Origin of the sequence: Aquitalea sp. ASV15, from assembly GCF_016429115.1 — a bacterium.
GTDB classification, from domain to species: Bacteria; Pseudomonadota; Gammaproteobacteria; order Burkholderiales; family Chromobacteriaceae; genus Aquitalea; species Aquitalea magnusonii.
Window position 1 is genome coordinate 1 of sequence record NZ_JAELTZ010000039.1, and the last position, 13,079, is coordinate 13,079.

Below are 13,079 nucleotides of genomic sequence, written 5' to 3' on the forward strand. Positions count from 1 at the left end.
GCCTTCCCATCCCGAACAGGACCGTGAAACGCCTTAGCGCCGATGATAGTGTGGCATTCGCCATGTGAAAGTAGGACACCGCCAGACTCCCCTTTGAAAGCCCAGCTCAACAGAGCTGGGCTTTTTGCATTGGGGATGGCTCTGGTGTTGATGTCATTGCATAAGCCGCCTGCGGGCGGCTTTATTGCGTCTGAAGAAGCGAAGGCTAAGCAGTACTACGCTGTAACGGATGGCTGGCTGACGTTACAATACGCAATCTTTGCTCTTCTGGCCGCCGTGCAGGCGGCATTTTCCTGTTGCTAGCCCGGAAAGACTCCCTTGGCCGAATTCCTGCGTAAACGATTGCACCTGTTTGTTCTGTTGTGGCTGGGTGTGGCGCTCATGGTCGGAATCCAGTGGGCCATGTCGGAGTACCAGCGCATACAGGAAGATTTTGATCGCAGCGCCAGACTGGCGCATGGCGTGATTGCGCGCAAGCTGGATCAGAATGAATCGGTGCTGGCCGCCCTGGATGCGCTGCTGATGACGCGGCAGAAATTCGACATGCCTGTTCTCAAGGCGTTTTCTCACCAGATTCTGTCGCATTATCCCCAGTTGTATACCGTGGAGTTTTTCCAGCATGTGAACCGGGATAACCGGCAGGCGTTTCTGGATGAAATGCAGCAGCGCTTTGGCGCGACCTTTTTTATCCGTGATTTCGATATCGCCGGTCGGCGCAGCTGGGTGCCGGCACCGGTGCGTGACCAGCATCTGGTCGTGACCATGATAGAGCCGGACATTCCGGCGGCCAGCTCGGTATACGGCTTTGATGTGTTGCATGAGCCGCGGTTTGCCGCGCAGATGCGCAAGGCGATAGAGAGTGGCCACAAGCTGGCATCGGCACCGTTTGACCTGTATGAAGGTGGCCGGGTCTACCTGCTGATGCAGCCGGTGTTTTTGGGGGCGAATGGGGCTGCCGGAGCGGCTGGGCGCGGCCAGCTGGTTGGTGTGGTGGCGCTGGTGGTGTACTGCGAAAAACTGTTGAATATTTCGCCGGCGGAAGGGGTGCCGGCAGAGCTGGATTTGTCGATTCTGACGACGGACAGCAGCAGTACCATTTTCAATGCCCGTGGCAAGCATAGCGATGCCGGGCACTGGCTGCCGGCCTTGTCTCGGCTTGAGCTGAGCCTGCCACTGGTGAGCGAATCGCAGCCTTTTGTGCTGCGGGTCGGCAAGGATGTGCTGCTGAGTGATTTCAAGCTGGGTGGCCTGCTGCTGCGGGAGGGGCTGATCTTGTCGCTGGTGATTTCGCTCTGGCTGATCTATAGCCAGCGGCAGGCGATGAAGAGGGCGCAAAGCCAGGCGGATGAGGCGATCTTTTTGCAGAGCGAGCGCGCCGCGGTCACCCTGAACGCGGTGCACGACGGCGTGATCACGCTGGATCCGCAGCAAAAGATCGAGATGGCCAATCCGATGGCGCTGACCCTGCTGGGCATGAGCCGGGAGGAGGTGATCGGCCAGCCTTTCCTGAATGTATTCCGGCTGATTGGCGAGCTGTCTGCCGAGCTGGCCGAAGACCCGGTCAGCGAGTGTTACCGTGCGGCCCACACCGTGGAACTGCCGGAGCGCATGCAGCTGGCTACCGCCAAGGGCCATGTGCGCCTGGTGGAAGGGGCGATTGCCCCCTTGTTTTCACGCAATGGCAGCCTGACCGGCGTGGTGTGCGCGCTGCGCGATATGGGGCCGGTGCGGCAGCGTGCGGCCGAGGCCCTGGAGGCCAGCGAGCTGCGGGTGAAGGAGCACCTGGAAAAGCTGTCGCATGTGGCGCGCCTGCATACCATGGGTGAAATGGCTTCCGGCATTGCGCATGAGGTGAATCAGCCACTGACTGCCATTTCCAATTACTGTCAGGCGTCCTTGCAGCTGCTGGAGTTTGGCGAAGACAGCCGTCCGCAGGTGGAGTCGGCACTCAGGCTGGCGGTGGCGCAGGCTGACCGCGCCGGGGAAATCATCAAGCGTTTGCGCGCGCTGGTGAGCAAGCGGGCGATGGAAATCCGGCTGATCGACCTGAATCAGGTTGTGGGGAACTGCATGTTTCTGGCGGAGTACGACCTGAAAGAACGTGGCATCGAGATGGTGCAGTTGCTGTCGGTCTACCCGATGGCGGTGATGGCCGACAGTATCCAGATGGAGCAGGTGGTGCTGAACTTGCTGTCCAATGCCATGGATGCGCTGCGCGATGAGCCGGTGATGAAGCGCCATATCATCATTCATACCCGGCGCGAGGGCAAGAAGGCCATTCTGGAGGTACGCGATACCGGGCGCGGCATCTCGCCGGAGTCGCTGGAAGTGCTGTTCCATCCCTTCTTTTCGACCAAGCAGAACGGCATGGGCCTGGGTTTGTCGATTTGCCAGACCATTGTCGAGCAATATGGCGGGCTGATCTGCGCTGAAAACATTCCGGCCAGCGGTGCCTGCTTCCGTATTGAATTGCCCCTGTCACAGACGGTGACCGCGCCGGAGCAGGCGCCTGCCGCCGGCTGAGCCGAATCCAACATCAAAAAAAGAGCCGCATTGCGGCTCTTTGGCTTGGTGGGTATGGCGTGGGTGGATCAGCGCGGCTCCACCACCACCTGCGTGCGCTGGGCGCGTTCTTCGCGGGGGGTGATGCCAAAGTGATTGCGGTAGGTGCTGGAGAAGTGCGGGCCACTGGAAAAACCGCAAGCCAGGCCGATCTGCACAATGGACTTGCTGGTTTGCTGCAGTAACTGGCGTGCCCGGCTCAGGCGCAGTTCCAGATAGTATTTGGACGGCACCGTGCTGAGGTATTGCTTGAACAGCCGTTCCAGCTGACGGCGCGACACGCCGACGTAGTAGGCGATGTCATCGGTGGTCAGCGGTTCTTCGATATTGGCTTCCATCAGGCTGACGGCCTCGGTCAGCTTGGGCTGGCTGCCGCCGATGCGCGTAGCCAGCGGAATGCGCTGGCGTTCGTTGCCAGGGCGTACCCGTTCGATGCTGAACATTTCCGACAGGCGCGCGGTAAATTCATGTCCATGCAGGCTGCCGACCAGCGACAGCATGAAGTCCAGCGTGGCTGCGCCGCCGGCGCAGCTCATGCGGCTGCGGTCGATTTCGTACAGATTGGACGAGACGATGACCTCGTGGAACTCCTCGGTAAAGCGGCTGATTTCCTGCCAGTGGATGGTGGCACGAAAGCCGTTCAGCAGGCCGGCGCGCGCCATCCAGTAGCTGCCGCAGCCAATGCCGGCGATGGGCAGCTTGTCGGTATGCAGGCCGCTGATGCTTTTGAGGAATTCGTCCAGGTTGACTTCAATGGTGATGTCGTCGGCCAGCACGAACAGGCCGTCCAGCTTGGGCGCATAGGCCAGCGGCAGATCCACCGGCAGTTTCAGGCCGTTGGACATGGCCACCGGCAGGCCGTTGAGGGAGAGCGGCAGGAATTCGTACAGCTTTTTTTCGGCCAGCTGGTTGGCCCGGGTCAGCACTTCGCTGGCAATGGCAAAATCGGCCATGGAAGCGTGCGGAAGCAGGAGAAAACCGTAGCGTAACGGTTTGGCAGCGTGCATTGGATGACCCATGTTTTCCAAAAAAAGTGAGCACTATACCAAAAAAGCAGGTCATGCCGTGCTTGGCATGACGCTGCTATCTGCAGGCATTGTACGATTTATTTAAGGCTGCCGGAGAGGAATTGTGCAAGCCGCTCGCTTTGTGGATTGACCAGCACTTGCTTCGGGTTGCCTTGCTCTTCGATTTTGCCTTTGTGCAGGAAAATCACGTGGTTGGACACCTCGCGGGCAAAGCCCATTTCGTGGGTCACCACCACCATGGTGCGGCCTTCGCGCGCCAGGTCCTGCATCACCCGCAGTACTTCGCCCACCAGTTCCGGGTCCAGTGCCGAAGTCGGTTCGTCAAACAGCATCACTTCCGGTTCCATGGCCAGGGCACGGGCAATGGCCACGCGCTGCTGCTGGCCGCCGGACATATGGGAGGGGTATTTGCCTTCCACATCTTTCAGGCCCACCTTGTCCAGGTATTTGCGCGCACGGGCGATGGCTTCGTCGCGGGAGAGGCCCAGTACGTGGATGGGGGCCTCGATGATGTTTTCCAGCACCGTCATGTGTGCCCACAGATTGAAGTGCTGGAATACCATGGCCAGTTTGGTGCGGATGCGTTCCAGCTGCTTGTGGCTGGCGGCACGCAGGGCGCCGGTTTTCTTGTCGGCCACCAGTTGCAGCTCTTCGCCGCCCAGCTGGATCTGCCCGCTGTTGGGGTGTTCCAGCATGTTGATGCAGCGCAGGAAGGTACTCTTGCCCGAGCCGGAGGAGCCGATGATGCTGATGACGTCGCCGGCATGGGCGGTCAGCGATACACCCTTGAGTACTTCGTGGTTGCCATAGCTCTTGTGCAGGTCGGCAACGCGCAGTTTGATGTCGGTGGCTGGTGCCGCGTCGGTATGTTTCATGCTTGCAACCCTTGTCTTAAGGTTTCATCTGCCGCAGTGGGATGGCGGCCATTGCTGAAAGAGGGCGGCGCCATTGCCGCCCACGCTGTCAATGCTTGCGCGGGGCCAGATAGGCCAGCCAGCGTTGCTCTGCCTGCTTGAATAGCCAGACAAACAGAAAAGTCAGTGCCAGATAGATGGCGCCGGCCACCAGGAAGGGCTCGAAAGCCATATAGGTGTCGCTGTAGATGCGCCGGGCCACGCCGGTGATGTCGGCCAGCGTCACCAGGCCGGCCACTGCCGTGCTTTGCATCATCATGATCACCTCGTTGCTGTAGGCCGGCAGGGCACGGCGCAGTGCAGACGGAATCACGATGCGGCGCATCATCAGCCATTTGCTCATGCCCATGGCGCGGGCGGCTTCGATCTCACCCCAGTGGGTGGTACGGATCTGCCCGGCGATGATTTCCGTGGTATAGGCTGCCGTGTTGAGCGTGAAGGCGAGAATGGCGCAGAACCAGGCATCCTGCAGGTATTGCCACAGCCAGCTGGCACGCACGGCGTCAAACTGCGACAGGCCGTAATAGATGATGAACAGCTGTACCAGCAAAGGCGTGCCGCGGAATATATAGGTATACAGCCAGACGCTGCCGGACAGCAGGCGGTTTTTCGATACCCGGCCCAGTGCCAGCGGAATGGCCAGCAACATGCCCAGCAGCAGCGAGGCGCCCAGCAGTTGCAGCGTCATCACGATGCCGTCGCTGGTGCTCAGCAGTGGCTGGCCATCCGCTCCGCCCAGAAAGGCCGGCAGCTTTTCCAGAATAAGATGAAAGTCGATCACAGGCCGTTCTCCTTCAAGCCAGTGGAATAACGGCGCTCCAGCATGCCCAGCAGGATATTGGACACGCTGGTGATCACCAGGAAGATTAGCGCTACCAGCATGTAGACGGTAAACGGCTCCTGGGTATTGGACTTGGCGGCATCGGCGCGATACATCACATCATTCAGGCCGATGACCGAGACCAGCGCGGTGGATTTCACCAGGACCAGCCAGTTATTGGTAAAGCTGGGCAGGGCAAAGCGCACCATTTGCGGAAAGGTGATGCGCAGGAAGATGCGCAGCGGTCCCATGCCATAGGCGGCACCGGCTTCCATCTGTCCCTTGGGTACGGCCATGATGGCGCCGCGAAAGGTCTCGGTCATGTAGGCACCGAAAATGAAGCCCAGCGTCAGCACCCCGGCGATAAAGGGGTCGATGTCCGGCGCTGCCCAGCCCATGGCGGTGGCCGCATCGTTCAGCAGCATCTGCACGCCGAAGAACAGCAAAAACATCCATACCAGGTCGGGCACGCCGCGCACCACGGTGGAATACAGCTCGGCCAGTGTGCGCAAGGCTTTGGACGGGGCCATCTTGAACATGGCACCAATCAGGCCCAGTAGCACCGAAACGGCCAGCGCCGCCGCCGCCAGCTTCAGCGTCAGCACCGCTCCATCGAGGATGCTGGGAAGATATCCGTGTAAAAACATGTACTACCCCTGTGTTTCCCGGGAAGGGACGGTGACGGCAGTGGCTGCCGTCACCACCGCAACGGTTTATTTGCCGTAGATGTCGAAGCTGAAGTACTTCTTCTGGATCTTGTCGTAGCTGCCGTCGGCGCGAATCTGCTGCAATGCCTTGTTGATGCGGGCCAGCAGGGCCTGGTCGGACTTGCGCACCGCCACGGCCGCGCCTTCACCGAAGTATTTCACCTCGTTGTATTCCGGCCCGACAAAGGCATAGCCCTTGCCGGACGGCGTCTTGATGAAGTCGGACTCACCCACCGCGGCATCGACAAAGCTGGCATCCACACGGCCGGCCTTCAGGTCGAGGAAGGATTCCGGCGCCTTGGCATAGGACACCAGTTTCGCCCCCAGCTTCACCCAGTTGTCACGGGCGTATTTTTCCTGGATGGACGAGCGCAGCACGCCAATCTTCTTGCCCTTGAACCAGGCGTCGTTGATCTGGCTGCCCTGTCTGGCGACCAGCCGGCTGGGCATGTTGTAGTACTTGTTGGAGAAGCTGACCACCTTCTTGCGCTCTTCGGTGATGTTCATCGAGGCGATGATGGCGTCGAACTTGCGCGCCTGCAGGGCAGGGATGATGCCATCGAAATCCTGCGGCACTACTTCGCAGCTCACTTTCATGGCAGAACACAGCGCCTGGGCAATATCGGGGTCGAAGCCCTTCATCTTGCCGTCCGGGCCTTGCTGGGAGAACGGTGGGTAACTGGCGTCGGTGGCAAAGCGCAGGGTTTCGCCGTGGGCGGCAGCCGTCATGCCGAGCGCGCACGCGCCCAGCACCATGAGGGACTTGAACATGGTTTCTCCGGATGAGTCTTGTCGTTGTTATGTGTGGCGATGCCTGCCGGCGAAGGTTCCGCCGGCAGGAGAGGGCTTCACACGGCAGGGCTTGCCGTATCAGCCGCCGTAGACGTCAAAGCGGAAGTACTTGTCCTGTACTTTCTTGTAGCTGCCATCCTTGCGGATCTGCTCGATGGCCTTGTTCAGGCGGCTGGTCAGCGCCTGGTTGCCCTTTTTCACGGCGATGCCCGCACCCAGGCCGAAGTATTTCACGTCGGCATAGTTGGGGCCGACAAAGGCATAACCCTTGCCGCCGTCGGTCTTGAGGAATTCCTGTTCGCCCACCGCGCCGTCAACGAAGACTGCGTCGACGCGGCCGGCTTTCAGGTCGAGGAAGGATTCCGGCGACTTGGTGTAAGCCACGATGGTGGCACCGTTCTTGCCCCAGAAGTCACGGGCAAACTTTTCCTGGGTGGAGGCGCGCAGCACGCCGATCTTCTTGCCCTTGAAGGAGGTCTGGGAGACCTGGGTATTGCTCTTGGCAATGATGCGGCTGGCGATGTTGTAGTACTTGTTGCTGAAGTCGACAGCCTTCTTGCGCTCTTCGGTGATCTGCATCGAAGACAGGATGGCGTCGAACTTGTTGGCATTCAGCGCGGGGATCAGACCATCCCAGTCCTGCGGCACGATCTGGCAGGTGACTTTCATGGCGCTGCACAGTGCATTGGCCATGTCGATGTCAAAACCTTCCGGCTTGCCATCGGCACCCTGTTTGGAGAACGGGGGGTAGTTGAGGTCTACACCAAAGCGGATGGTTTCGGCATGGGCGGCAAAACCGGACAGGCTGACTGCAACTGCAGCAGCAAAAATGACCTTCTTCATATGTGTCTCTGCTTCTCGCATGGCAAAGAAAGATCGTGCGATCTTTCTCATGGTCTTACTTTGTAAACCCGGCGTGGAAGGGATGGCTGCCTGGGCAGCACGGCCGGAACCTGTTGTTGTTATGCCTGCATGCGCCTCCTGTGAAGACGCCAGGCAATGGTGGCAGGAATCGTCCAGCCCAACAATCAGTCGCATTTGCGGCGGGTAGCCCAAAATTGCGAAGGGGCGCATTTTACCCCTATTTGTATTCAAAGTGAAACGTCATCAAAATCATGTACTTATCTATTGATTGTCGGATTGTATACAATGTAGGCTGTGCAAGCCATTGTGTAATTGGCTGTCGCATTGCTATAAGGCGAAAAGTGGGAGAAAAACCAGCCCAGCCCGTATGGCGGGTTTTTCATGCTGCACTGCATCCCATCTTTCTGTAAGTCGGTGTCGCATTAAGGAAATCCCGCGGGTAGCGGGCTTACTACAATGCCCCGACACAAACCGTGCATACAACAAGAGAAGCCCCATGTCGCTTACCAACAAGACCGAACTGGCGAGCCTGATTGCTGATATCCAGGCCGTTGCACAGAGCAAGCTTTCATCCAAGGAGACACAACAACTCGCTGGTTTCTTCCCGATCTACTTTGAAGAAACCGAGCATGCCGACCTGCGCCAGTTTTCCTCGCTGGACCTGTTCGGTGCCGCGCTGGCCCATTTCGAGTTTGCGCGCAAGCGTAACCCCGGTCAGCACAAGGTACGCATCTATACTCCCGATTTCGAACGGGATGGCTGGCAGAGCACCCATTCGGTGATTGAAGTCGTCAACGACGACATGCCTTTCCTGATCGACTCCATCTCCATGCTGCTGTCGCGCCACAACATCAACCTGCACCTGCTGGTGCACCCGGTGCTGTCGGTTGGCCGTGACAAGAGCGGCAATCTGCAGGAAATCCGCCGCACGCAGGACCGCAGCCTGCCGCTGGAATCCTTCATCCACGTGCAGATCGACCGCGTCAGCGATGCCGCCACCCTGCAAAAGCTGGAAGCCGAACTCAACCGCATCATCGCCGACATCCGCCTGCTGGTGAGCGATGAACCGAAAATGCGCGCCGTACTGGGCGAAATCGGCAAGGACCTGGCCAAGGTCAAGGGCGAACGTGCTGCCGAAGCCAAGGAAGCCGTGGATTTCCTCGGCTGGATGGCGGGCAATCACTTCCTGTTCATGGGCTATTGCGATTACGACCTGGTCAAGCGCGATGGCAAGGACAGCCTGAAGATCGTCAAGGACTCCGGCCTGGGCATCCTACGCGACCAGGGCGACAAGGAATATTCCGCCAGCTTTGAAACCCTGCCGCAGGAACTGCGTGAACTGGCGCACCTGCCGCAGCTGATCATCCTGAACAAATCGCAAACCCGCTCCATCATCCACCGTCCGGCCTATGTCGATTTTGTCGGCATCAAGCGCTTCAACGACAAGGGTGAAGTGATCGGCGAGCGCCGCTTCCTCGGCCTGTACACCGCCAGCGCCTATCAGGCTTCGCCGAAGGACATTCCGCTGGTCCGCCAGAAAGTGGCCAGCGTGGTAGCCAACTGCGACTACGTGGACGACAGCTACAAGGCCAAGACCCTGGGTTTCGTGCTGGAAAGCTATCCGCGTGACGAGCTGTTTGAAATCCCGGCCGATGTACTGGGCCCGATCGCCGAAGGCATTGTCAGCCTGCAGGAACGCCCGCGCGTGCGCCTGTTCGTGCGCAAGGACCGCTACCATCGTTATGTCAGCAGCCTGGTATACGTGCCGCGTGACAGCTTCAACACCGAAGTGCGCCTGAAGATCGAAAAAGTGCTGATGACCGCCTTCAATGGCAACTCGGCCGAGTTCAGCGTACAGATCAGCGACAGCTCGCTGGCGCGCGTGCATTACATCATCCGCACCAATGCGTCCAAGCTGCCGGCCTTCCGCGAATCCGACATCGAGGCGGAAATCGCCCGTCTGGTACGTGGCTGGGTGGAAGAAATGCACCAGCAACTGGTGGAAGTGCACGGCGAAGAAGCCGGCAACCTGCTGTTCAAGCGCTACCGTTCGGCCTTCCCGGTGGCCTACCGCGAAGAATTTGCCGTGCGCAATGCCGTGCTGGACGTGCAACTGCTGGAGTCGGTTTCTGCCGGTCATCCGCTGGCGATGAAGCTGTACCGTCCTTTCCATCGTGGCAACCAGGCATTCAACCTCAAGCTGTTCCGCGAAGGCGAGCCGATGAGCCTGTCCGCCAGCCTGCCCATCCTGGAGAACATGGGTGTCAAGGTGAGCGACGAGCATCCGTACCGTGTCGAGCGTGAAGACGGCTCCGCAGTATGGATCAGCGATTTCGGCCTGGACGTGGGTGCCTTCTTCGAGCAGATGTCCAGCGAAGCGGTACAGAAAGACTTCCAGGAACTGCTGGCCCAGGTGTTTGCCAAGCGCTGCGAAAACGACGGCTTCAACCGTCTGGCGCTGATTGCCGGCCTCGATTGGCGTGAAATCTCGCTGGTGCGCGCACTGGCCAAGTATCTGCGTCAGGGCGGCCTCACCTTCAGCCAGAACTATCTGGAACAGTGCGTGGCCAACTACCCGGACATCACCCGTCGTCTGGTGGCGCTGTTCGTGGCCCGCCTGGACCCGGTGAATGCCGACGACGCCCGCGCCGATGCCCTGCTGGCCGAAGTGAAGGAGCTGCTGGACAATGTGGCCAACCTGGATGAAGACCGTATCCTGAACGGCTTCCTGGCGGTGATTCTGGCGACCCGTCGCACCAACTTCTGGCAGAAGGATGCAGCGGGCGAATTCAAGTCCTACATCTCCTTCAAGCTGGAATCCAACCAGATTCCTTTCCTGCCGCAGCCGCGCCCGATGTTTGAAATCTGGGTGTACAGCCCGCGGGTGGAAGGCGTGCATCTGCGCGGCTCCAAGGTCGCGCGTGGTGGCCTGCGCTGGTCCGACCGCATGGAAGACTTCCGTACCGAAGTGCTGGGCCTGGTGAAGGCACAGATGGTGAAGAACTCGGTGATCGTGCCGATGGGCTCCAAGGGCGGTTTTGTCGGCAAGCAACTGCCGGCGCCGAGCGACCGTGAAGCCTTCCTGGCCGAAGGCATCGCCTGCTACAAGATCTTCATCTCCGCACTGCTGGACGTGACTGACAACCTGGTGACCGGTCAGATCATTCCGCCCAAGGACGTACGCCGTCTGGACCCGGATGATCCCTACCTGGTGGTGGCGGCCGACAAGGGCACCGCAACCTTCTCCGACATCGCCAACGGCATTTCCGAATCCTACGGCTTCTGGCTGGGTGACGCCTTTGCTTCCGGTGGTTCCGCCGGTTACGACCACAAGGGCATGGGCATTACCGCCCGCGGTGCCTGGGAATCGGTCAAGCGTCACTTCCGCCATCTGGGCATCAACACCCAGGAGCAGGATTTCACCGTGATCGGCATTGGTGACATGGCCGGCGACGTATTCGGCAACGGCATGCTGCTGTCCGAACACATCTGCCTCAAGGCCGCGTTCAACCATCTGCACATCTTCCTGGACCCGACGCCGGACGCCAAGACCAGCTTTGCCGAACGGGCGCGCCTGTTCAATCTGCCGCGTTCCAGCTGGGCAGATTACAACCGCGAGCTGATTTCCAAGGGCGGCGGCATTTTCGAACGCTCGGCCAAGTCCATTCCGTTGTCGCCTGAAGTCAAGGCCTGGCTGGAAACCGACAAGGACAGCATGGCGCCGAACGAGCTGATCCATGAAATCCTCAAGGCCAAGATCGACCTGCTGTACAACGGCGGTATCGGTACTTACATCAAGGCTTCCACCCAGAGCCATGCCGACGCCCGCGACCGCGCTTGCGATCCGGTACGGGTCAATGGCAACCAGCTGCAAGCCCGTGTGGTGGCCGAAGGCGGTAACCTGACCTGCACCCAGCTGGGCCGTGTCGAATTCGCGCTGTGCGGCGGCCGTATCGCCACCGACGCCATCGACAACTCCGCTGGTGTGGATTGCTCCGACCACGAAGTCAACATCAAGATCCTGCTGGGCGCAGTGATGCAGGCTGGCGACATGACGCTGAAACAGCGTAATGAGCTGCTGGCGGAAATGACCGACGAAGTGGGCCATCTGGTGCTGCGCAACAACGTGCTGCAAACCCAGATCCTGGCGATCAAGCGACTGGAAGCGGCCTCCATGCTGTCCACCCATGCGCGCATGATTTCGCACATGGAAAAGACCGGCGAGCTGAACCGCGAAATCGAATACCTGCCGTCGGAAACCCAGATCAACGAACGCCGTCTGGCGCGTCAGGGTCTGACCGTGCCGGAAATCGCCGTCCTGCTGGCCTACAGCAAGATTTCGCTGGATCAGGCCATTCTGGCTACCGATGTGCCGGATGATGCCGACTTCCTGCCGGTGCTGGTCAACTACTTCCCCAAACCGCTGCAACAGCGCTTTGGCAAGCAGATGGAACAGCATCAGCTGCGCCGCGAAATCATCGCCAACCAGCTGGCCAACCAGATCATCAACCGCATGGGCACCACCTTCGTGTTCCGCCTGCAGGAGGAGTCGCCGTTCTCCGCGGCCGACATCGCCCGCGCCTGGTGGATTGCCAGCCGCGTGTTTGATGCGGAAAACCTGTGGGGCCAGATCGAAGCGCTGGACAACCTGATCCCGGCCGACCAGCAAATGGAAATGATGGTGCTGGTGCGTACCCTGATCGAGCGCGTCACCCGCTGGGTGCTGCGCAACAAGCGTCCGTTCACCTCGGTGAATGCCGTGATCGAGCAGTACGCCGGCAAGGTGCAGGCTCTGCTGGCACGTCTGCCGGCGCTGGTGGATGCCAGACAGTACCCGGCCGTGGCCGAGCTGGAAGCCCGCCTGAGCCTGCCGAACATGCCGCAGGAACTGGCCCGCGTGCTGGCGCGTCTGGAGTTTGCCGTACCGCTGATGGACATCATCGAAATCAGCGAAGGCGGCGAACTGTCGCTGGACGAAGTGGCGCAAAACTACTTCCAGCTGGGACGCAATCTGCAACTGGACTGGCTGCGCGACGCCATCACCGGCCTGCCGCGCGACAACCGCTGGCAGTCACTGGCCCGCTCTGCGCTGCGTGACGACCTGTATCGCCTGCATCGCAAGCTGGCCAAGCTGGCGCTTAGCGAAGCCAGCGGTGACAAGGCCTTTGCCGATGCCTGGCTGGCCAAGCGTCGCAGCGAGCTGGAGCTGTGCTACCAGATGTTTGCCGAGCTGCAGTCCTTCAGCGTGCTGGATCTGGCCATGCTGTCCGCCGGCATGCGCGAGCTCAACAACCACCTGCTGGCCTGATTCCTCAGTCTTGCAATATCAAACCGGCCCCCAGGGGCCGGTTTTTTTATGTCCATCAGCAGAAAATGCGCTGGGTTTGATGCG

9 protein-coding genes are annotated in these 13,079 nt (G+C 59.9%); 3 read left to right on the plus strand and 6 right to left on the minus strand.

Going from position 1 to position 13,079, the window contains the following annotated elements:
- The first annotated feature begins 93 nt into the window (after positions 1-93).
- Together JHD64_RS15660 and JHD64_RS15665 are read left to right on the plus strand one after the other, a co-directional pair.
- A complete protein-coding gene (locus JHD64_RS15660) occupies positions 94-303 on the plus strand; it encodes a hypothetical protein (protein ID WP_199054044.1) in 210 nt (69 codons plus the stop codon).
- Between the two features lie 15 nt (positions 304-318).
- Positions 319-2,523 (plus strand): ATP-binding protein, encoded by a 2,205-nt coding sequence (locus JHD64_RS15665; RefSeq protein WP_233170532.1) that lies wholly within the window; start codon positions 319-321, stop codon positions 2,521-2,523.
- A gap of 68 nt (positions 2,524-2,591) precedes the next feature.
- Here the strand turns inward: JHD64_RS15665 and JHD64_RS15670 are convergent, their stop codons facing one another.
- The 6 genes from JHD64_RS15670 to JHD64_RS15695 all read right to left on the minus strand — a co-directional run bounded on the left by JHD64_RS15670 (position 2,592) and on the right by JHD64_RS15695 (position 7,666).
- Positions 2,592-3,515, minus strand: a complete 924-nt coding sequence (locus JHD64_RS15670; protein WP_226034258.1) for a GlxA family transcriptional regulator — start codon at positions 3,513-3,515, stop codon at positions 2,592-2,594.
- Between the two features lie 152 nt (positions 3,516-3,667).
- Entirely contained in the window at positions 3,668-4,465 is a 798-nt protein-coding gene (locus JHD64_RS15675; RefSeq protein WP_059286536.1) for an ABC transporter ATP-binding protein, read from the minus strand.
- Between the two features lie 88 nt (positions 4,466-4,553).
- The gene (locus tag JHD64_RS15680; protein ID WP_059286535.1) at positions 4,554-5,285 is read right to left on the minus strand and encodes an ABC transporter permease; all 732 of its coding nucleotides are present in this window, start codon (positions 5,283-5,285) and stop codon (positions 4,554-4,556) included.
- The gene (locus JHD64_RS15685; protein ID WP_059286534.1) at positions 5,282-5,971 is read right to left on the minus strand and encodes an ABC transporter permease; all 690 of its coding nucleotides are present in this window, start codon (positions 5,969-5,971) and stop codon (positions 5,282-5,284) included. Before JHD64_RS15685 ends, JHD64_RS15680 begins: the two co-directional genes overlap by 4 nt.
- A gap of 66 nt (positions 5,972-6,037) precedes the next feature.
- Complete coding sequence (locus JHD64_RS15690; protein WP_059286533.1) at positions 6,038-6,802, minus strand: ABC transporter substrate-binding protein; 765 nt, start codon at positions 6,800-6,802, stop codon at positions 6,038-6,040.
- A gap of 99 nt (positions 6,803-6,901) precedes the next feature.
- Positions 6,902-7,666 (minus strand): ABC transporter substrate-binding protein, encoded by a 765-nt coding sequence (locus tag JHD64_RS15695; protein ID WP_059286532.1) that lies wholly within the window; start codon positions 7,664-7,666, stop codon positions 6,902-6,904.
- A gap of 517 nt (positions 7,667-8,183) precedes the next feature.
- Between JHD64_RS15695 and JHD64_RS15700 the strand changes: the two genes are divergently transcribed.
- Complete coding sequence (locus tag JHD64_RS15700; protein WP_199054046.1) at positions 8,184-12,995, plus strand: NAD-glutamate dehydrogenase; 4,812 nt, start codon at positions 8,184-8,186, stop codon at positions 12,993-12,995.
- The last annotated feature ends 84 nt before the right edge of the window (positions 12,996-13,079 follow it).